At 64.3% G+C, this 20876-nt stretch carries 22 protein-coding genes; 13 read left to right on the forward strand and 9 right to left on the reverse strand.

Annotated elements, in window-relative coordinates; genetic code table 11:
- Positions 1-7 precede the first annotated feature (7 nt).
- Positions 8-406: a DUF952 domain-containing protein gene (locus MSTE_RS14725; protein WP_096502286.1), complete on the reverse strand. Its 399-nt coding sequence runs from the start codon at positions 404-406 to the stop codon at positions 8-10.
- Positions 407-567: 161 nt separating this feature from the next.
- Between MSTE_RS14725 and MSTE_RS14730 the strand changes: the two genes are divergently transcribed.
- Both MSTE_RS14730 and MSTE_RS14735 read left to right on the forward strand, forming a co-directional pair.
- A complete protein-coding gene (locus MSTE_RS14730) occupies positions 568-762 on the forward strand; it encodes a DUF7455 domain-containing protein (RefSeq protein WP_030093800.1) in 195 nt (64 codons plus the stop codon).
- Between the two features lie 62 nt (positions 763-824).
- A complete protein-coding gene (locus tag MSTE_RS14735) occupies positions 825-1799 on the forward strand; it encodes a YihY/virulence factor BrkB family protein (protein WP_096502288.1) in 975 nt (324 codons plus the stop codon).
- On the opposite strand, the gene MSTE_RS14740 is transcribed toward MSTE_RS14735, so the two are convergent.
- Positions 1796-2029 carry a DUF3039 domain-containing protein gene (locus tag MSTE_RS14740; RefSeq protein WP_030093802.1) on the reverse strand — a complete coding sequence of 78 codons (234 nt, stop codon included), beginning with the start codon at positions 2027-2029 and terminating at the stop codon, positions 1796-1798. The genes MSTE_RS14735 and MSTE_RS14740 overlap by 4 nt on opposite strands.
- A 25-nt stretch (positions 2030-2054) precedes the next feature.
- Here MSTE_RS14740 and MSTE_RS14745 point away from each other — a divergent pair, with 25 nt between their 5' ends.
- From MSTE_RS14745 to MSTE_RS14755, 3 genes are all read left to right on the forward strand, one after another.
- A complete protein-coding gene (locus MSTE_RS14745) occupies positions 2055-2447 on the forward strand; it encodes a DUF3099 domain-containing protein (protein WP_096502290.1) in 393 nt (130 codons plus the stop codon).
- Between the two features lie 147 nt (positions 2448-2594).
- Positions 2595-3566, forward strand: coding sequence for a sigma-70 family RNA polymerase sigma factor (locus MSTE_RS14750; RefSeq protein ID WP_046254064.1), 972 nt, complete (start codon positions 2595-2597; stop codon positions 3564-3566).
- 101 nt (positions 3567-3667) lie between these two features.
- Complete coding sequence (locus MSTE_RS14755; RefSeq protein ID WP_070923741.1) at positions 3668-4354, forward strand: metal-dependent transcriptional regulator; 687 nt, start codon at positions 3668-3670, stop codon at positions 4352-4354.
- Here MSTE_RS14755 and MSTE_RS14760 read toward each other — a convergent pair.
- Positions 4351-5400 (reverse strand): DUF4192 domain-containing protein, encoded by a 1050-nt coding sequence (locus MSTE_RS14760; protein ID WP_096502292.1) that lies wholly within the window; start codon positions 5398-5400, stop codon positions 4351-4353. The genes MSTE_RS14755 and MSTE_RS14760 overlap by 4 nt on opposite strands.
- Before the next feature lie 262 nt (positions 5401-5662).
- On the opposite strand from MSTE_RS14760, the gene MSTE_RS14765 reads away from it, so the two are divergent.
- Together MSTE_RS14765 and MSTE_RS14770 are read left to right on the forward strand one after the other, a co-directional pair.
- Positions 5663-6838 (forward strand): DUF1611 domain-containing protein, encoded by a 1176-nt coding sequence (locus MSTE_RS14765; RefSeq protein WP_193442028.1) that lies wholly within the window; start codon positions 5663-5665, stop codon positions 6836-6838.
- Positions 6835-7941, forward strand: coding sequence for an alanine/ornithine racemase family PLP-dependent enzyme (locus MSTE_RS14770; protein ID WP_096502294.1), 1107 nt, complete (start codon positions 6835-6837; stop codon positions 7939-7941). Before MSTE_RS14765 ends, MSTE_RS14770 begins: the two co-directional genes overlap by 4 nt.
- On the opposite strand, the gene MSTE_RS14775 is transcribed toward MSTE_RS14770, so the two are convergent.
- Positions 7942-8676 (reverse strand): hypothetical protein, encoded by a 735-nt coding sequence (locus MSTE_RS14775; RefSeq protein WP_162291435.1) that lies wholly within the window; start codon positions 8674-8676, stop codon positions 7942-7944.
- Positions 8677-8799: 123 nt separating this feature from the next.
- Between MSTE_RS14775 and sthA the strand changes: the two genes are divergently transcribed.
- From sthA to MSTE_RS14795, 4 genes are all read left to right on the forward strand, one after another.
- Complete coding sequence (sthA, locus tag MSTE_RS14780) at positions 8800-10251, forward strand: Si-specific NAD(P)(+) transhydrogenase (protein WP_096502296.1); 1452 nt, start codon at positions 8800-8802, stop codon at positions 10249-10251.
- A 136-nt stretch (positions 10252-10387) separates the two neighbouring features.
- A complete protein-coding gene (locus MSTE_RS14785; protein ID WP_096502298.1) occupies positions 10388-11371 on the forward strand; it encodes a proteasome assembly chaperone family protein in 984 nt (327 codons plus the stop codon).
- A gap of 54 nt (positions 11372-11425) precedes the next feature.
- The gene (locus MSTE_RS14790; protein WP_096502300.1) at positions 11426-12508 is read left to right on the forward strand and encodes an alpha/beta fold hydrolase; all 1083 of its coding nucleotides are present in this window, start codon (positions 11426-11428) and stop codon (positions 12506-12508) included.
- An 86-nt stretch (positions 12509-12594) separates the two neighbouring features.
- Positions 12595-13278: a PhzF family phenazine biosynthesis protein gene (locus MSTE_RS14795; RefSeq protein ID WP_096502302.1), complete on the forward strand. Its 684-nt coding sequence runs from the start codon at positions 12595-12597 to the stop codon at positions 13276-13278.
- A 24-nt stretch (positions 13279-13302) separates the two neighbouring features.
- On the opposite strand, the gene nrdR is transcribed toward MSTE_RS14795, so the two are convergent.
- Positions 13303-13767, reverse strand: a complete 465-nt coding sequence (gene nrdR / locus MSTE_RS14800) for a transcriptional regulator NrdR (RefSeq protein WP_030093814.1) — start codon at positions 13765-13767, stop codon at positions 13303-13305.
- Between the two features lie 130 nt (positions 13768-13897).
- Entirely contained in the window at positions 13898-14407 is a 510-nt protein-coding gene (locus tag MSTE_RS14805) for a LysM peptidoglycan-binding domain-containing protein (RefSeq protein ID WP_096502304.1), read from the reverse strand.
- Between the two features lie 229 nt (positions 14408-14636).
- Here MSTE_RS14805 and lexA point away from each other — a divergent pair, with 229 nt between their 5' ends.
- Entirely contained in the window at positions 14637-15311 is a 675-nt protein-coding gene (gene lexA, locus MSTE_RS14810; RefSeq protein ID WP_096502306.1) for a transcriptional repressor LexA, read from the forward strand.
- On the opposite strand, the gene MSTE_RS14815 is transcribed toward lexA, so the two are convergent.
- The gene (locus MSTE_RS14815) at positions 15308-15841 is read right to left on the reverse strand and encodes a GNAT family N-acetyltransferase (RefSeq protein WP_096502308.1); all 534 of its coding nucleotides are present in this window, start codon (positions 15839-15841) and stop codon (positions 15308-15310) included. The two genes, lexA and MSTE_RS14815, sit on opposite strands and share 4 nt — an antisense overlap.
- A 6-nt stretch (positions 15842-15847) precedes the next feature.
- Entirely contained in the window at positions 15848-17002 is a 1155-nt protein-coding gene (locus MSTE_RS14820; protein WP_096502310.1) for an acyl-CoA dehydrogenase family protein, read from the reverse strand.
- 110 nt (positions 17003-17112) lie between these two features.
- Between MSTE_RS14820 and MSTE_RS14825 the strand changes: the two genes are divergently transcribed.
- Entirely contained in the window at positions 17113-19404 is a 2292-nt protein-coding gene (locus tag MSTE_RS14825) for a molybdopterin-dependent oxidoreductase (RefSeq protein ID WP_096502312.1), read from the forward strand.
- A 5-nt stretch (positions 19405-19409) separates the two neighbouring features.
- Here the strand turns inward: MSTE_RS14825 and hflX are convergent, their stop codons facing one another.
- Positions 19410-20810 (reverse strand): GTPase HflX, encoded by a 1401-nt coding sequence (gene hflX / locus MSTE_RS14830; protein WP_096502314.1) that lies wholly within the window; start codon positions 20808-20810, stop codon positions 19410-19412.
- Positions 20811-20876: the final 66 nt, after the last annotated feature.

Raw genomic sequence — 20876 nt, forward strand, 5'->3', positions numbered from 1 at the left:
CGCCAGTCTAGCTACCACGTTGATAGCTTAGGAAGTGCTTAGGTGCCAGCGGCTCAAAAAAGCCATCCGATCCCGGCCGGAAGTTCGCCACGGAAGTAACTGCGGCGATCGGCAGCGGTCCGTACAGATGAGGGAACAGCATCGATTCGGGGTCGCTCGGCACGCCCGGTTCCCAACGTACCGGAGAGTCAAGCAGATTCAGGGCAACAGACAATACGACCAGATCACACCTTCCGCGATACAAGCGGTTGGCCGGAAGGTGAACCTGGTATGGCTCGGAAAGGTGAATAAATCCCGTTTCGGCCAGTGACGTGGGCCGATGCTCCCCCTCTTCACCCGCCAAAGCCCACTCCTCGACGGAACAGATGTGAACGAGTTCGGGTTCACCCGGCGGCATCGACTGCATCACACCAGCCTGCCTCAACGCTGTAACGCCCTCGACGTGAGCCGCGACACACCGGACACACGCGGGGAACAACCGAAACCCCCCAAACGTCTGACAAAGTACATACATAGGCGCCGAGCGGTTAACCGGACCGCAAAGCTCAGGAGAGATACGGAGGAGCCATGAACGCAACTCTGACCAGTCCAGAGCTGACGAAGGCTGACCGCTGCGATCGTTGCGGTGCGGCTGCTCGAGTCCGCGCCACACTCCCGTCGGGAGCGCAGCTGCTCTTTTGCCAGCACCATGCCAATGAGCACTCCGAGAAGCTGAGCGCGATGTCGGCGGTGCTGTACATCAGCGGTCCGGACGAGGATTAGTCACCGCGGTTTCACCCCCGGTAAGTACTGCTGACCATCCCATCAGGAATGCTGGTGTGGCCATGAGTGATAAGCCACGCCATGTCTCGTTCGGTCGAGACGTCCTGCACGTAATGCGCCGCACGGCCGTAAAGAGTTGGGACGACTCGATTTTCGCGCAGTCGGCGCAGGCCGCCTTCTGGCAGGTCTTGTCGCTGCCGCCGCTGCTTTTGGGCATCCTGGGGAGCCTGACGTTCGTCGGGCCGCTGTTCGGACCGGACACGCTGCCCGAGATTCAGGAGCGAATCCTGCGGGTGGCCAACAGTGTTTTCAGCAAGAGCGTGGTCACCGAGATCATCGAGCCCACCATCATCGACATCATGCGCGACGGGCGCGGCGAGGTGGTGTCCATCGGATTCGTCATCTCGCTGTGGGCAGGGTCCTCGGCGATTTCGAGCTTCGTGGACTCCGTCGTCGAGGCGCACGACCAGACACCGCTGCGCCATCCCGTGCGCCAGCGGTTCTTTGCGCTGGGCCTGTACGTCGCCGCGCTGGCGATGGCGGTGGTGACCTTGCCGGTCATCGCCCTCGGACCCAAGCGGATCGCCGAGGTGGTACCCGACTCGTGGAATGCGCTGCTGCGTTATGGCTACTTCCCGCTGTTCGGCATCGCGTTGGTGGCCCTGGTGACGCTGCTGTACCGGGTATCCCTACCGCGGCCGCTTCCTTCGCATCGGCTGTGGATCGGTGCGCTGCTGGCGGTGACGTTCTTCGTGATCGCCAGCCTGGGGCTGCGGTTCTACCTGAACTGGATCACCCGCACCGGATACACCTATGGCGCGCTGGCCACGCCCATCGCGTTCTTGCTGTTCGCGTTCATGCTCGGATTCGCGATCGTGCTGGGCGCCGAACTGAATGCCGCGATCGAGGAGAACTGGCCGGCCGGGGCCACCCACGCCCGGCAGCTCCGGGAATGGCTGAGCCCCCAAAATGGTGAGAACACCGCCCCGAGCAGCCCTGATGAGGCGGCTCCGGACAAGGCCCCCGAAGGCTGCTAGTCCTTTTTCATCATTTCGTAGATGCGCTTGCAGTCGGGGCACACCGGCGAGCCGGGCTTGGCCGACTTGGTGACGGGAAAAACTTCACCGCACAGCGCGACCACATGGTTTCCCATGACCGCGCTCTCCACGATCTTGTCCTTCTTGACGTAGTGAAAGACCTTCGGCCTGTCACTGTCGGTGCTCTCGTCGACGGTGGTGTCCGGACGCTCGAGCGTCTGCGTGTCCATCCCTACATTGTGACATCCTGGAGATATGAGAAAAGAGCTGTCGTTCGATGACGACGGCCACCCTGTACTCATCACAGCGGCCGCGGTCTCGGTCGAAGAACAACACCGCGCCCGGGTACGCCGCTATTTGACGCTGATGGCGTTCCGGATCCCGGCACTACTGGGCGCCGCCTGGGCCTACAGCGTGTGGCACAACGGGTGGATCTCGCTGGCGATCTTGGCGGCATCGATCCCACTGCCCTGGATGGCGGTGCTCATCGCCAACGACCGGCCCGCCCGCAAGGCCGAGGAACCGCGCCGCTACGGGCCCCAGGAACAACGGCACTCGCTGTTTCCCACGGCGGAACGCCGAGCGATTGATCCCGCGCCTCCGCCGCAACCGCACACCCCGCCGGAAGGCTCCGCTGGCCCGTCTTAGGGACAGCTATGTCAATTCTCAGGACATTCTCAGCTGCTAGCTCGAAATCCGCAGGTCAGTGACGGCGCCATTTGGGAACCTCAGGAACTTTCTGGGCCACCCGGGCGTTGCAACTCATGAGACCTACGGATCAACTAGGAGGCAGCGATGGCAAACGCCACGACCCGTCCGGCCCGTACTACTGAGTCCGACGATCTGGACACCCAAAGTCCAGCCGCCGACCTCGTTCGGGTGTATTTGAACGGCATCGGCAAGACTGCTCTGCTCACGGCGGAGGACGAAGTCGAGCTGGCCAAACGGATCGAGGCGGGGTTGTACGCCCAGCACCTTCTGGACACCAAGAAACGCCTCGGCGAGGCCCGCAAGAAGGATCTGGCGGCCATCGTGCGGGAGGGCAGCGCGGCGCGCAGCCATCTGCTGGAAGCCAACCTGCGGCTGGTGGTGTCGCTGGCCAAGCGCTACACCGGACGCGGAATGCCGCTGCTTGACCTCATCCAGGAGGGCAACCTGGGCTTGATCCGTGCGATGGAGAAGTTCGACTACGCCAAGGGATTCAAGTTCTCGACCTACGCCACCTGGTGGATTCGTCAGGCCATCACCCGTGGCATGGCCGATCAGAGCCGCACCATTCGCCTGCCAGTGCACCTGGTGGAACAGGTGAACAAGCTGGCTCGCATCAAGCGCGAGCTGCACCAGCGACTCGGCCGCGAGGCCAGCGACGAGGAATTGGCCGAGGAGTCCGGCATTCCCGTGGAGAAAATCGGGGATTTGCTGGACCACAGCCGGGATCCGGTGAGCCTGGATATGCCCGTGGGCACCGACGAGGAAGCGCCTCTGGGCGACTTCATCGAGGACACCGAGGCCATGTCGGCGGAGAACGCCGTCATCGCCGAGCTCCTGCACTCGGATGTGCGCAGCGTGCTGGCCACTCTCGACGAGCGCGAGCAGCAGGTCATCCGGCTTCGGTATGGGCTCGATGACGGACAGGCCCGCACACTCGACCAGATCGGCAAGCTGTTCGGACTGTCTCGCGAGCGGGTGCGTCAGATCGAGCGCGAAGTCATGACGAAGCTGCGCCACGGCGACCGCGCAGAACGCCTGCGTTCGTACGCGAGCTAGTTGACCTACTACCCTGCCCTCGGGGCGCTGCGTTCTGGAAGCGCAGCGCCCCGATTTGCGTTGTAGATCGGTAGACTAAGCACGACCGTAAGGGGCGAGTGGTGAACGATCTTGTCGATACGACAGAAATGTATCTGCGAACGATCTACGACCTCGAAGAAGAGGGCGTGGTGCCGCTGCGTGCCCGCATCGCCGAAAGGCTCGAGCAGAGCGGCCCGACCGTGAGCCAGACGGTGGCGCGGATGGAACGCGACGGTCTGCTGAACGTCGCCGGCGACCGCCACTTGGAACTCACCGACAAGGGCCGCGCACTGGCGGTCTCGGTGATGCGCAAGCACCGGCTGGCCGAGTGCCTGCTGGTCGACATCATCGGGCTGCCGTGGGAAGACGTGCACGCCGAGGCCTGCCGTTGGGAACACGTGATGAGCGAGGACGTCGAGCGCCGACTGCTCACAGTGCTCAACAACCCGACCACTTCCCCGTTCGGTAACCCCATTCCCGGTCTCTCCGAGCTGGGTGTCGCCCCTGACCGGTCCGAGAATGCGAGCGCGGTGCGGCTCACCGAGATTGCCGGGGGCTCACAGGTCGCCGTGGTGGTGCGCCGCCTGGCCGAACACGTGCAGGCCGATACCGATCTGCTGACGCGCCTCAAGGACGCCGGCATCGTGCCGAATGCGCGCGTCACCGTGGAGTCCTCCCCCGAGGGCGTCATCATCGTCATTCCCGGCCATGAGAGCGTCGAGTTACCGCACGAGATGGCACACGCCGTCATGGTGGAGAAGGTCTAGCTCACACCTCGGACTTCCCTGGGCGGCAGGCTGATTCCCAGCTCGTGAGCCAGCCGGAAGCCGGTATCGGCCAGAGCACGAATCTCGTCGGGGCGCATACCGGAGTGCAGCGCTGACATCAGGAGCTGCCCCAGACGATGGTCCGGCCGGGCCGTGATCGCGGCATCCAGCGCGACACCAGCCAGTGGACCGTCGCCGCGCACATAGGCACTAAATCCCAACAACACCAACGCTTCCGCACGCCAGGGGTCCGGCAACAATCGACTCAGTGCCAACCACAGGCGTTCCACATCATCAGAGAGCACACCGACAGCCAAGGCACACACCGTGTCTCGAACCCGCACGACCGTCAGGGAGCGAGCAATCGCCAGCAGCTCACGGTTGGACAGTGAACGGAATTCCGCCGTTCGGCACGCCGCCCGCATCACTCGATTCACGGCACGCCGATCCACCACGGTACCGGGGCCCTGTCCCTGAGACGGCCGCCGCAGAGAGACCGCCAGCGCGCATGTACGCGCAGTGTCGGTGGGTGCGATCAGCGCCACGAGATCCTCCCTGCGTCGATGCACGGTCCTGCCGGCCAGTACCGCGGCCGCGGTCAACGGCGAACACTCCGGGTCATCGACGGGCCCGCCCGCGCCGCATCCGTCATAACACCGCCACCAGCCCTGAGGCCCGACACGGTCTACCGTATGGCCAGCGATTAACGAGATACCTTGGCGTTCTAGATGTTTGGCTAGCCGCCGGATGATGTCACCGGCCTCATGCTCGTCGATGTCCGCGCTGATGACCACCGCGATCACCGCGTCCGCCGGTCCCGGGCTCAACACCTCGGCCAGCACCTCGAACGCCGCGTAGTCGGAGCCGTCCAGGTCGTGCAGATCCCTGCGCAATATCGCCTCGACAAGCCCACCGGCGAGTGTGACGACGACAAGAGAATCTTCCGGGATGAACCCCAGCATCGCCGGCAGCGCGGCAATCAGGGCAGAGGGCCGATTCAATCGAAAGTCGGGACGACCGAGCGGGCCGGGAATCAGAGATGTCATGCCCGCACCGTGACACCCAGGACCGTCAACGCCGCCCCGGCGACCTCACGTTGTGACAGCACGTCCGGGAACCTGTGGATGCCGCCGCAGTTGTGGACAACGTACCCACGGCCGCCGCCGAGAGCAGGGCAGTCATTGCGGATCGGGTAGCATCAGGGCGTTGGTAATCTTGCCGACCCTCAGGGCAGACCACTCGCTGGATGTTGGGCTTACCGCCCCGCCTCGATCCCGTCGCCTCCTCTGAGACTTCTCAGAGGATTTCATGTCTTCACTCACAAGCGGTACCCCCTTTCTCGGTGCATCCGAACGCAGCGAAGGGATCCTTCCGGCGGCTCCCTTCCCGATGCCTGTTGGCTCCACCGCGATCGTCTACTGCGAGGGACAGTTCGGTGAGCAGGACGGCAAGACCGCCAACGGCCTGGTGCGGCACTCGGAGAAGTACGAGATCCTCAGTGTCATCGACAGCCTCCGGGCCGGAGTCGATGCCGGAAGACTCCTCGACGGCACCTCGAACGGCATCCCGGTGCTGGCATCGCTGGACGAGTCCGTCGCTCACGCCGGCCGCGTACCCGACTACCTGATCTGTGGGCTGGCACCTGCCGACGGCCTGCTGTCGAACGAGCAGCGGCTCGTACTGCTAGACGGCATCGCCCGCGGGATGCACATCATCAACGGCCTGCACGAGTTCCTCAACGACGACGCCGAATTCGTGGCGGCAGCCGTGATCGCCGGAGTCACCATCACCGATGTACGCCAACCAAAGTCCAAGCGCGACCTGCACCTGTTCTCCGGCCGGATCTTCGACGTCACCTGCCCAAGAATCGCGATCCTGGGTACGGATGGAGCGATCGGGAAGCGCACCACCGCCACCTTGCTGGTCCAGGCTCTCAATGCACGCGGCATCAGGGCGGTCATGGTCGGCACCGGTCAGACCACCCTGATCCAGGGCGGGAAGTACGGTGTCGCGCTGGACGCGCTGGTCCCCCAGTTCTGCTCGGGTGAAGTCGAGCACCAAGTCGTCGCCGCGTTCGAGGGTGAAGACCCTGATGTGATCGTGGTCGAGGGCCAGGGCGCGCTAAGCCACCCCGCGTACATCACGTCGGCCCACATCCTGCGGGGCAGCCGCCCGGCCGGCGTGATCGTGCAGCACGCACCAAAACGTAAGGTGCTCGGCGACTTCCCCATGGTGCCGATGCCGACCGCAGCCAGCGAGATCGCACTGATCGAGGCGTTCGTCGATACTCGCGTCATCGGAGTCACGATCAACCACGAGGAAATGATCGGCGACGAACTGAACAATGCGATCTCCGAGCATCATTCGGAGCTCGGCCTCCCAGTTACCGACCCGCTGACACGCCCCGCGTCGGAGCTGGTCGAGATGGTGCTGACGGCTTTCCCTGTCCTCGCTGGGAAAGCCGACACGATCACCCCCGTGTGACACTTCGGCTTGAGACCGATCTCGACAAGGTCGAGCAGAACACGCGGATCCTGGTTGACCGGCTTACCGGGGTGGGCATACGGGTCACCGGCATCACCAAGGCAGTGCTGGGCTCGCCGGGAGTCGGTGCGGCGATGCTGCGCGGCGGCGCCCGTGGCCTCGGCGATTCCCGGATACCGAACCTCGCTCGGCTGGCCGTACTCGACCGCCTACCGCTACGCACGTTGATCCGCTCACCCATGCTCAGCCAAGTGGCTCGGATCGTTGACGTCGCCGATGTCAGTCTGAACACCGAGGCCGTAGTCCTGGCCGCGCTCGATGAGGCCGCGTCCCAACAGAAGCGGGTACACGCCGTCGTGCTCATGATCGAGCTGGGCGACCTGCGTGAGGGCATCGCGCTGGACGACGCCCCCGACGCTGCGCGGGCCGTTCTTGGCCACTCCTCGTTGCGGCTCGCCGGGCTCGGTGCCAATCTCGCTTGTCAGAGCGGCGTCGTGCCCGACGACCGGAACATGGGCATCCTCACAGGACTCGCGGACGACATCGAGGCGCTGCACGGGATCTCGCTCGAGGTCGTCTCAGGCGGCAACTCTGCGAACCTGAACTGGGCGCTGCGCACCCACGACGTCGGCCGGATCGACGAACTCCGGCTCGGTGAAGCCATTCTTCTCGGCGTCGACCCGCTGTACCGGACACCGATCCCGGGCCTGCATACGAATGCCTTCACCTTGAGTGCAGAAGTCATCGAGGTCGCGATGAAACCCGCTCAACCCTGGGGGCATCGTGCTCAGGCGGCATTCGGCGAAGCTCCGGCCCGCACCGGCAGTGCGACTGTGCGCCAGGCAATCCTGGCCCTCGGCCGCCAGGACGTGGACCCGGATGGCCTGCAGCCACCTGAGGGCATCACGGTCCTCGGGATGAGCAGCGACCACCTGGTGATCGACGTCGGTGATCACCAGGTGGTGGTCGGAGACGAGATCGCCTTCGGTATCGGCTACGGCACACTCGTGCGGGCGATGACATCGCCCTTCGTCGCCAAGATCGAGCACCTGGGCCGTTCCACCGCACCTCACGGGTACGCGGTCACACCGGTAAGCCCGTGATCAGTGGAAGCTGTCGTGCACTTTGAGTACAGCCGCGGTGAAGGCCTGATCCAGGAGCACCGCATCGGGCTCGGTGCCCTGAAAAGTCATGTAGGTGGCCTGGATTCGAATATCGGCGATCTGCGCGATGAGCGACAGGGTGGTTTGTGTGCCGTTGCCCGCTCCCGACGGCGACACCGTTTGGTTGACTGCCACCGAATCATCGGCGTTGATGGGCGGAGCCACTGCTTGGGAGGCCGTCACCGTGCTCGTGACCTGGTCCGGGTCGGTGAAGGTGTACGAAGTACAACGCTCCAGTTGGGTCTTGTAGGTGGCAAGCGGTTGCGGCACGCGAAGTACCGCCACCGTGATGGTCGAATTGTCGGACTCGTTGGTACCCACCGCTACCGCCGCGTCCTGCGGCACCGCTGGAACGGGTTCCGGCGTGCATGTGGTGGGGGCGACGGTGGCCGCATCGGGCACCCCCCGGATATCGCGGAGTGCCAGACCGGCGGCGCCGGGGTCCAGCGTGGTGGCCGGATATTGATGCGGGAAGTCCGTGGGCGCCAGCAGAAGCGCCCCCACCGGGCCCGCAGGTGCCCGCAAGGGCGCCGTCGTGGTGGTCAACGGGGACGATGCGCCACCCGATGACTCCGTGGCCGTTCCGTCGATTGCCCGCGTGCACGCGGGCGATGTCGCGGCGCAGCATCCAGCCACAACCATCGTCGCTACCAGCCGCGATGCCGTCACGGTCACATGCTGCCATCGGCACCCTCCGGGGTCTCGGAGGCGCGCGCGAGATTCGGTAGGGACAACTGTTCATGTCACCGTGACACGGACGGCATGCATGGTTAGACGAATCGGCGTATGAGTACACCCATGACCAACGGTCTTCGCGCAAGCGGCTCATCCACGGCAGCAGAAACCCCCACCTACGACCTTGTCGTCATCGGATCGGGCCCCGGCGGCCAGAAGGCCGCCATCGCCGCGGCCAAGCTGGGCAAGTCGGTGGCCGTGGTCGAACGCGACAACATGCTCGGCGGTGTCTGCACCAACACCGGAACCATCCCGTCAAAGACGCTGCGCGAGGCCGTCCTCTACCTGACCGGCATGAACCAGCGCGAGCTCTACGGCGCGAGCTACCGGGTGAAAGCGAACATCACTCCCGAGGATCTACTGGCCCGCACCGAACACGTCATCCGTAAGGAAATCGAGGTGGTGCGTTCTCAGCTCCTGCGCAATCGCATCGACCTGATCAGCGGCATCGGGCGGTTCGCCGATGAGCACACCGTGGTGGTGGAGGAACCCTCGCGAGGCGAGCGCACCACACTGCATGCCGATTACGTCGTGCTGGCCACCGGCACCAAGCCCGCCCGGCCCGCCGGTGTGGCGTTCGACGAGCGCCGCGTCCTGGATTCGGACGGCATCCTGGATCTGCGCTTCATCCCCGGATCCATGGTGGTGGTCGGCGCGGGCGTCATCGGAATCGAGTACGCCTCCATGTTCGCCGCCCTGGGCACCAAGGTAACCGTGGTGGAGAAACGCGACTCGATGTTGGACTTCTGTGATCCCGAAGTTGTTGAGGCCCTTCGCTTTCACCTACGCGACTTGGCCGTGACATTCCGTTTCGGCGAGGAGGTCACCGCCGTCGACGTCAATGATTCGGGCACCATGACCACCTTGGCCAGCGGCAAACAGATCCCTGCCGACACCGTGATGTACTCCGCGGGACGACAGGGGCAGACAGATCAGCTCGACCTCGCCCGGGCCGGGCTCGAGGCCGACAACCGCGGCCGGATCTGGGTTGACGCGAACTTTCAGACCAAGGTCGACCACATCTACGCGGTGGGTGATGTGATCGGCTTCCCGGCGTTGGCGGCCACCTCGATGGATCAGGGCCGCCTCGCGGCCTACCACGCGTTCGGGGAGCCCTCCAAAGGCATGACCGATCTACAACCGATCGGCATCTACTCGATCCCCGAAGTGTCCTATGTGGGCGCCACCGAGGTTGAACTCACCAAGAACGCGATTCCCTACGAGGTGGGTGTCTCGCGTTATCGCGAGCTGGCGCGCGGTCAGATCGCCGGGGATTCCTACGGAATGCTCAAGCTGCTGGTGTCCACCGAGGACCTCAGGCTGCTCGGAGTGCACATCTTCGGCTCCGATGCCACCGACCTGGTCCACATCGGGCAAGCGGTGATGGGCTGCGGCGGCACCGTCGAGTACCTGGTCGACGCTGTTTTCAACTACCCGACGTTCTCGGAGGCCTACAAAGTCGCCGCGCTCGATGTGATGAACAAGATCCGCGCGCTCAACCAGTTCAAGGCCTGAGGGATTTCGCGCTGGGCGAATAGCGCCCACATCCGGAATTCGCATCCCGCCTGGGCCGTTGAGCCCATAGGTACATTCGCCGTTTGCCTGCCGGTAAGGGACACTGGTGGGACGAGGACGCGAAGGGAGGCGAACCATGACAAGCAGTAACGACGGGGAGCAGCAGCCGTACAGACCCGATCAGAGTGGCATGTACGAGCTGGAATTCCCGGGTCCACAGTTGGCCTCCGCCGATGGGCGCGGACCAGTTCTGGTGCACGCGTTGCAGGGCTTCTCCGACTCCGGTCACGCCGTGAAGCTGGCTGCCGCGCATCTGCGTGACACGCTGGAAAGCGAGTTGGTTGCGTCCTTCGCCATCGACGATCTGCTCGACTACCGCTCTCGCCGGCCGGTGATGACGTTCAAGAGCGATCACTTCACCGAGTACGCCACGCCCGAACTCAACCTGTATGCGCTCAAAGACACCAAGGGCACACCGTTCCTGCTGCTGGCCGGGCTGGAGCCCGACCTGAAGTGGGAGCGTTTCGTCACCGCGATCCGGCTGCTGGCCGATCAGCTCGGTGTACGCAAGACCATTGGGCTGGGCGCGATTCCGATGGCGGTACCGCATACCCGCCCCATCACCCTCACCGCGCACGGAAACGACCGCAAGACCCTCGATGAGCACCCGGGCTGGATCGATGAGGTCCAGGTACCGGGCAGCGCCTCCAACCTGCTGGAGTTCCGTCTGGCTCAGCATGGCCACGACGTGGTCGGTTTCGCCGTCCACGTTCCGCATTACCTGGCACAGACCGACTACCCGGAGGCCTCACAACGCCTTCTGGAAGAAGTGGCCAGGACCGGCGATCTGGATCTGCCTCTGCAGGCACTTACCGAGGCGGCCGGAAAGGTGCGCAACCAGATCAACGAGCAGGTGGAAGGCAGCGAGGAAGTCGCCCAGGTGGTCCACGCGCTGGAACGCCAGTACGACGCCTTTGTCGCGGCACAGGAAAATCGCTCGTTGCTGGCACGGGACGAAGAGCTTCCCAGCGGTGACGAACTGGCCGGAGAGTTCGAGCGATTCCTCGCTGAACAGGCCAAGTTCGGCGAGGATCCGTCCGGCGACGGGCCTGTTCTCTAAGCCTGTTGTCCGCTCGCCGCGCCAAATTTGCGGCGAAGGGTCAAAATACTTCACATGAATCCTCCGCCGCGGCTCCTGCATCCGGTGCCGGATACCGGGCACATCGAGGGTGCCGATGTCGGCGACAATGCCGAATCGGCCACCGACGCATCGACGCGTCCGCGGATGGCCTTCCGCACCATCCACGGGTATCGGCGCGCCTTTCGAATCGCAGGATCGGGACCTGCACTTCTGCTCATCCACGGTATCGGCGACAACTCCGCGACATGGGACAGCGTGCACGCGCAGCTCGCCGAGCATTTCACCGTGATCGCCCCGGATCTGCTGGGGCACGGCCAGTCGGATAAACCACGCGCTGACCACTCGGTGGCGGCTTACGCCAATGGCATGCGGGACTTGCTGGCCGTGTTGGACATCGAGAAAGTCACCGTCGTCGGTCATTCGCTGGGCGGCGGCGTCGCGATGCAGTTCACCTACCAATTCCCCCACCTGGTGGAGAGACTCATCCTGGTCGCGCCAGGCGGAGTGACCAAGGACGTCAACATCGTATTGCGGTGTGCCTCATTGCCCGTCATCGGAGATGCGATCGGGTTATTGAGACTGCCGCTGGCGATGCCGATGATCCGGCTGACCGGCGCACTAGCCGGCGCGACGTTGGGACGGGCAGGAATGGGCCGCGACATCCCCGATGTCCTGCGGGTTCTCGCCGACCTACCCGAGCCCCGGGCCTCGGCCGCGTTCACCCGGACGCTGCGGGCCGTGGTGGATTGGCGCGGCCAGGTGGTTACCATGCTGGACCGATGTTATTTGACCGAGTCCGTTCCCGTGCAGTTGATTTGGGGTAGCGACGACCTGGTGATCCCGGTTAGCCACGGGCATTTCGCCCATGCGGCCATGCCCGGCTCGACACTGGAGATCTTCGAGCACTCCGGGCATTTCCCCTTCCACGACGACCCAGATCGATTCATCAACATCGTTCGCCAATTCATCGCCTCCACCGAGCCCGCCGAATACGACGAGAATGAGTTGCGCCGACTGTTGCGGACCGGCATCACCGAGCACACGATCAGTGGGGCCGCACGGACCCGGATGGCGGTGCTCGACGCCATGGGCACCGACGAGCGCAGCGCCACCTAGCCACGAGAGCTCAAGCGGTACCGAAGGATTGCGCAGTTCACGGGGTATCCCCGGTGCGCAACACGCGCGAGACGTAGAGTCGACGCATGAGTGTTGATGTCGCGGTTGTTCGCGTATTCACCGATGAGACAGGCAACTTCGGCAATCCCCTGGGGATCGTCAATGGTGCCGACGTTCCAGCGGCGGCACGCCAGGAGGTCGCCACCCGGCTGGGTTTCAGCGAAACAGTTTTCGTCGATCTTCCCGCCGAAGGATCCAACACCGCACATCTGCGGATCTTCACCCCGGCCGCCGAGCTGCCCTTCGCCGGGCATCCGACAGTCGGATTGGCGTGGTGGTTGCGTGAACGCGGGACACCGGTCAACACCCTTCAGGTTCCCGCGGGCGTGCTCCAGGTGAGCTATGACGACCGCACGTGGATACGCGCTCGGTCCGAGTGGTCACCCGAGACCGATTTCCACGAGCTGGGCTCTCCCACGGATGTGGACGCCGCCGATCCCGCCGAGTACGCCGACGAGCTATTGCACTGCGTATGGGCGTGGCAGGACCGCAACGCGAGTCTGGTGCGATCGCGGGTGTTCGCATTCGATCTGGGAGTCGACGAGGACGAAGCAACCGGGTCGGTGGCGGCGCGGATGACCGACTTGTTGAGCCGCGATCTGATCGTCAATCAGGGCAAGGGCTCACAGATTCTCACGCAATGGAGCCCGGAGGGCTGGGTGACGATCGGTGGCCATGTCGTCGCCGATCAATCACTGACGTTGGACTAGTGACGGGCGGTGCCACCATCTGGGTTAGGACCCTGTCGGTGCGTCACGATGCGCGCGCAACGCGGCGATCTCGCGTTCGAAGTCCTCAGCGGAGCTGAATCCGCGGTACACCGAGGCGAAACGCAGGTACGCGACCTCGTCCAGATCGCGGAGTGGGCCAAGGATGGCCAGCCCCACCTCATTGCTGGGAATTTCTGGGGACCCGGCGGCCCTGACGGCATCTTCGACTTGCTGAGCAAGCAGATTCAACGCGTCGTCGTCGACGTCGCGGCCCTGGCAGGCACGGCGCACGCCCTTGATGACCTTGTCGCGGCTGAACGGCTCGGTGACCCCGCTGCGCTTCACAACGGCGAGCACAGCGGTCTCGACGGTGGTGAAACGACGGCCGCACTCCGGGCACGATCGACGTCGCCGTATCGCCTGACCCTCATCCGCCTCACGGGAATCGACTACGCGCGAGTCTGGATGCCGGCAGAACGGACAGTGCATTACTGCTCCTTCGCCGGTTCTGGACTCCAAGTCGTTGGGCTGGGTGAGCTGACGCACAGCGCAACGCGCCCAGACCGGTGTCGAGGATACCCGTGCTCCCGCACGTTCGAAGGTCACGCCCGTTCGCCGATCAGCCGACCGGAGAAACCAGCGTCTGACCGGCTTGCACTGTCGCCGAGTCGAGTTCATTGAGTTCACGGATCTTGGACACCACCGCCGAGCGCGGCGCGTCCGGCGCGACACGCGAGGCCACATCGGCCAGGGTCTCTCCGGGAGCGACCTGGACAACCGCCACGCGCTCCGGCACGCCAACTCCCCCAACTCCGGCAGCACTGACCTGGCCGAGCATCAACAGCCACATGGTCGCCACTGCAGCGCCCACCGAGACAACGATCGTGGCCTTAAGGCTCACCGTGCTACGACGATGTACCCGATGCGGCACCGACGAGACCCGGATGCCGTTACCCCGGTAGGCAACTGGCCGACCGGAAGGCCTCCGGTAGGCGACAGTGCGCACCGGCAGCGCCCGACGCTGGGTCAGCGGGTACTGCGCGCTGTACGCGCGCACCTGCGGGGCGCACTCGCGCGATGCGTGCTCGGCGGTGCGAAGACGCGGCGTGGTCAGAACGTTTGTGCTCATCTGTATGCCCTTCCTGTCCTGTCGATCGGTAAGCCCGTTCGCTCTTATGTTCGAATGTACTCGATCATGTGTTCGGTGTCCGAACATGTGATCGATTTGTAGCATTCGCCACCGACAAGTGGCCTTGACCAGCGCAAATGCCCCAAATAGTCGAGCCGCCGACCATTCTTGGCGACACGCATCGAACACATGTTTGATAAATGTCGTCGACAGGTCTAGATTCGGGCCCATGAGCGATACACCCAGCAAGGGACCCGCCACCGGTTCACTGACCGAGCGCCAGCGGACCATCCTGGAGGTCATCCGCGCATCGGTGAATGAACGGGGCTACCCCCCGAGCATCCGCGAAATCGGAGACGCCGTCGGGCTCACCTCGACGTCGTCGGTCGCCCATCAACTACGCACCCTCGAACAGAAGGGCTTCCTGCGGCGTGACCCGAACCGTCCACGCGCCGTTGACGTTCGGGGAATCGATGATTCCCACACCCCGTCGGCTACCACCGATGTGGTGGGCTCAGGCGATCTGCCGGAGCCCACGTTCGTGCCCGTGCTGGGGCGGATCGCCGCCGGTGGTCCGATCCTGGCCGAGGAGGCCGTTGAGGATGTGTTCCCGCTCCCCCGCGAGCTTGTCGGCGAGGGATCACTGTTCCTGCTCAAGGTTGTCGGCGAATCGATGATCGACGCCGCGATCTGCGATGGCGACTGGGTGGTGGTCCGCCAGCAGAACGTCGCCGACAACGGCGACATCGTGGCAGCGATGATCGATGGTGAGGCGACCGTCAAGACATTCAAGCGGACGACGGGTCAGGTGTGGCTGATGCCGCACAACCCGCTGTTCGAGCCCATTCCCGGTAACGACGCCGCCATCCTCGGCAAGGTCGTCACCGTCATCCGCAAGGTCTAGGCCGGTCCGGGCGGCAACCCGGGCGCGGAATCATCGTCGGCAGACGTCAAGAAGAGCTGGAAGTGTGCCACGTCGTGCCAGCTGCCCAGCTTGTAACCGATGCGCCGGTACAACGCCACCTGCTCGAATCCCATTGCCAGGTGTAGCTTTTCACTCGCCGGATTGGGCACTACGACAACGGCCAGCACCGTGCGATACCCAAGAGAGCGCAACCGATCCAACAGCGCCGCGTACAACTGACGGCCCGCCCCGCGTTGCCGGTGTGCACCATCGACATACACACTCACCTCGCAGGCCCACTGATAGGCGGTGCGGGACTTCCATGGCACCGCATAGGCATACCCGAGAATTTCTCCGGCATCCTCGGCGACTAGCCAGGCATGACGGTGTGCCGCCGTCTGGATGCGTTCGGTAAGAACGACATCCGACGGCGGCACCTCCTCGAACGAAATAGCCGTGTCGGTGACATACGGCGCATAGATCGCTGCGCACGCGGCCGCGTCGGCAGCCGTGGCGTCACGAATACGCATTCGCGACTAGAGCGAACGCCCGATGATCTCCTTCATGATCTCGGTGGTTCCGCCATAGATCGTCTGGATACGAGAGTCCATGTAGGCACGTGCCACCGGGTACTCACGCATGAAGCCGTAACCACCGTGCAGCTGCAGGCAGCGGTCGATCAGGTGAACCTGCTTCTCGGTGCTGTACCACTTGGCCATCGCGGCCTGCTCGACGCTCAGCTCCTTCTTGTTGAGCAGCGTGATGAATTCGTCGACCATGATCCGGATCATCGTGGCGTCGGTGGCGAGCTCGGCCAGCACAAACCGGCTGTTCTGGAAGCTCTTGATCGGCTTACCGAACGCCTTACGCTCGGATGTGTACTGGATGGTCGCGTCCAGCATGGTTTCCATGGCTGCGGCTGCGACGACCGCAATCGACATGCGTTCCTGCGGCAGGTTCTGCATGAGGTAGATGAAGCCCTGGCCCTCATCGCCCAGCAGGTTGGCGGCGGGCACGCGAACATCGGTGAAGGACAGCTCGGCGGTGTCTTGAGCGTCCAGACCCATCTTGTCGAGCTTGCGGCCGCGCTCGAAACCCTCCATGCCGCGCTCGACGACGATCAGGCTGAAGCCCAGCGCGCCCTTTTCGGGGTCGGTCTGTGCGACCACGATCACCAGGTCGGCGTTGATGCCGTTGGTGATGAAGGTCTTCGCGCCATTGAGAATGTAATGGTCGCCGTCCTTGACCGCGCGGGTCTTGATGCCCTGCAGGTCGCTACCGGTCCCCGGCTCGGTCATGGCGATGGCGCTGATCAGCTCACCGGAACAGAATCCCGGGAACCAGCGGGCCTTCTGCTCGTCATTGGCCAGGTCCCGGAAGTACGGGCCCGCGACATCGTTGTGCAAGGTGAAACCGATACCCGACTGACGGGCCTTGGTGATCTCTTCACCGATGATCGCGTTGTAGCGGAAATCGACAAGTCCGCCGCCACCGAACTCCTCGGGCATATCGGTGCCCAAAAAGCCCTGCTTGCCGGCCTCGACCCACAGCGAGCGGTCGACGATCTTGTTCTCGTCCCACTCCTCCCGGTAAGGCTCTGCATGCCGTTCCAGGAAGGTCTTGAACGACTCGCGGAACAGTTCGTGCTCGGGTTCGAAGATGGTGCGTTTGAACTTAACGGCGCCGGCCATGATCACCTTCCGGTTTGGATTTACGTACTTGGCAGAATGTATACCAACCCACTGGTCGGTTGGTACTCGCCTACCCGGTTTCGACGGACAGAAAGCCTAGGCTGATTGAGGTGACCAGGCCGGCGCTTTCACATACCCACTGGGGTGCATTCACGCCCGAGGTCCGCGACGGTGAAGTGATCGGTGTCACACCCATCCCGACCGATCTGGACCCGTCCCCGCTGCTGCAGAACATTCCCGGTTCGATCCGCCACCAGGCCCGGGTTACCGCACCGTCTGTGCGGCGCGGCTGGCTGCGGGACGGGCCCGGCCCCAGTACCGCCCGCGGCTCGGACGAGTACGTGGAGGTGTCCTGGGATGAGCTCACCGAACTACTGGCCGACGAACTGCGACGCGTCGTCGACACCCACGGCAACGAAGCCATCTACGGCGGCTCGTACGGCTGGGCCAGCGCGGGACGCTTCCATCACGCCCAGAGTCAGGTACATCGGTTTCTGAAACTGCTCGGCGGCTACACCTTTTCGCGCCATTCCTACAGCCTGGGCGCAACCGGCGTCATCATGCCGCACGTCGTCGGCACCCATGATGGGCTGTTCAAGAGGTCGACGTCATGGGATGTCATCGTCGAGAACACCGATCTGTTGGTGTCATTCGGCGGAATCGCCTTGAAGAACACGGGTGTCAACCACGGCGGCACCACGGCGCATCCGGCTCGTGCCGCCCTCGACAGGTTCCGCGCCCGCGGTGGCCGCATCGTCTCGTTCAGTCCGTTGCGCGATGACATCGACGGCGAATGCGAATGGCATGCGCCCGTTCCCGGGACCGATGTCGCGGTCATGCTCGCGCTGGCCCATGTGCTGGCCGTGGAAGAGCTCGCAGACCTGGCCTTCTTGAACACGTATTGCACCGGCTACGAACGATTCGAACGCTATCTGCTGGGCCTCGACGACGGCGTGCCCAAGAGCCCGGAATGGGCGGCGAGCGTCAGCGATCTGGAGGCCGACGAGCTGCGCACACTGGCGCGGCGCATGGCCGCCGGACGCACCCTGGTCACGGTCAGCTGGTCACTACAGCGGGTGCGCCACGGCGAGCAGGCGCCCTGGATGGGGCTCACCCTGGCGGCCATGCTCGGCCAGATCGGCGTTCCCGGCGGCGGTTTCGGCCACGGTTATGGCTCGATGAACGAGGCCGGATTGGCCCCGATCAGCTGCCCACTGCCCACCTTTCCGCAGGGGCCGAACCCGGTGACCACATTCATTCCGGTCGCAGCCATCAGCGAGCTGCTGCTGCGCCCCGGTGAGACGCTGGCCTACAACGGTCAAACACTCACGCTGCCGGACATCAAATGCGTCTACTGGGCGGGCGGCAATCCATTCCACCATCATCAGAACCTGCCACGGCTGCGTCGTGGTCTGGCACGCGTCGACACCGTCGTGGTGCACGATCCGGTGTGGACGGCGATGGCCAAGCACGCCGATATCGTGGTGCCGTCCACCACCAGCCTGGAACGCGACGACTTCTCCGGGAGTCGCAATGACCCACTGCTGGTGGCCATGAAGGCCGCAGCGCCGCCATACGCCAACTCTCGCGATGACTACACGACATTCTCGGCACTGGCCGACAGGCTCGGATTCGGCGGGCAATTCACCGAGGGACGTACCGCCGCACAGTGGCTTCGCCACCTGTACACCGAATGGGCCGGCGCCCGGGACTTCTCGGTGCCATCCTTCGACGAGTTCTGGGAGCGCGGTTACCTGCAGTTGCCCACCGATCCGGGCCTGACTCTGCTATCGGATTTTCGGGAGAACCCCGACACGCACCCGCTGCATACCCCGAGCGGGCGCATCGAGATCTTCTCGGAAACCATCGACGGATTCGGATACGCCGACTGCGGCGGCCACCCACAGTGGTACGAGCCCACCGAATGGCTGAACGGAGAACGCGCCCAAAGCTTCCCACTGCACCTCATCGCCAACCAACCCCGCACCCGGCTGCACAGCCAGCTCGATTTCGGTGGCACCAGCCAACGCTCGAAGGTTCAGGGACGCGAACCCATCCGCATACACCCGGCCGACGCCGACGAACGCGGTATCTCCGACGGCGACGTGGTGCGGGTGTTCAACGACCGGGGCGCCTGCTTGGCGGGTGCCGTTCTCGACGAGGGTCTGCGCCGCCACGTGGTGCAGCTGTCCACCGGCGCCTGGTTCGATCCGATCGATCCGGCCGACCCCGATTCGCCCTGTCTACACGGCAATCCGAACGTACTCACCGATGACGCAGGCACCTCGTCGTTGGCTCAGGGCTGCACCGGTCAGCACGTGCTGGTGCAGATCGAACGGTTCGAGGGCACACCGCCGCCTGTGCGGGCGTACGTCCCGCCGCGTCTCGTCGAGCGCGACTAGAGCCGCTACTTCAGTTCCAGCAGGCTGGCGGCCAGCGCCTGCGGCACCCGCGCGATCACCCGTGTGCCGGCCGCGAGGTGCTCGGTGGATTGCACCTGTCCGTCGGTATGAATCCGAGCCACCAGGTCACCACGCTCGTACGGGACGACCACGTCAACGGGCACATCTCCGCGGGGCACCGTCTCGGCGAGCGCGTCGCGCAGCTTGGCGACGCCGTCGCCGGTGTGCGCCGACACGAACAGCGCCTTGGGCAGCGCACGGCGCAACTGCGCCAGCGCAAGATCACTGGCCGCGTCGATCTTGTTGATCACCAACAGCTCCGGCGCCGCCGACGAATCGTGATCCGCGACGACGTCGCTGATGACCGCCCGTACCGCTTCGATCTGGGCCAGAGGCGCCACGTCCGAGCCGTCCACCACATGGACAAGCAGGTCGGCGTCGGCCACCTCCTCCAGGGTCGACCGGAAGGCCTCGACCAATTGGGTGGGCAGGTGCCGTACGAAACCAACGGTGTCCGTGATGACGAATTCGCGTCCGTCGTCGAATGTTCCGCGTCGGGTTGTCGGTTCGAGTGTTGCGAACAGTGCGTCTTGGACCAGCACCCCGGCTCCGGTGATCGCGTTCAGCAGGCTCGACTTACCGGCATTGGTGTATCCGACGATGGCGATCGACGGAACATCGCTTTCGAGCCGACGGCTGCGCTTGGTGTCGCGCACCTTCTTCATGTCGCGGATCTCGCGACGCAGCTTGGACATGCGCTCACGGATTCGGCGCCGATCGGTCTCGATCTTCGTCTCACCGGGGCCACGGGTACCCACGCCGCCACCGGCACCACCGGCACGACCACCGGCCTGACGAGACATGGATTCACCCCAGCCGCGCAGCCGCGGCAGCATGTATTCCATCTGCGCCAACGACACCTGTGCCTTGCCTTCGCGGCTGGTGGCGTGTTGGGCGAAGATATCCAGAATCAGCGCGGTGCGATCGATGACCTTGACCTTCACCGCCTTCTCCAGAGCCACCAGCTGTGCCGGGCTGAGCTCGCCGTCGCAGATCACGGTGTCGGCACCGGTAGCCAGCACGATCTCCCGCAGCTCTATCGCCTTGCCAGAACCGATATATGTTGCCGGATCGGGCTTTTGGCGACGTTGAATCAAACCTTCGAGCACCTCAGAGCCGGCGGTTTCGGCCAGCGCGGCGAGTTCGGCCATGCTGGCGTCGGCCTCCTGGGAGGTCCCGTCGGTCCAGACACCCACCAGCACAACCCGTTCCAGGCGCAGCTGCCGGTACTCGACCTCGGTGACGTCGGCAAGTTCGGTGGAGAGCCCGGCTACACGTTTGAGCGCCGCGCGGTCTTCGAGGGCGAGTTCGCCATCGGTGGGTGTCTGATAGGACGTCGAATTCATGTCTCTGCTGTCTGCTCTTCGCGCGAGTCGCTCATCGCGCACCGATGCTCCCACCTGTGGCTCATC

Source organism: [Mycobacterium] stephanolepidis, from assembly GCF_002356335.1.
In the GTDB taxonomy this organism is placed as follows: Bacteria; Actinomycetota; Actinomycetes; order Mycobacteriales; family Mycobacteriaceae; genus Mycobacterium; species Mycobacterium stephanolepidis.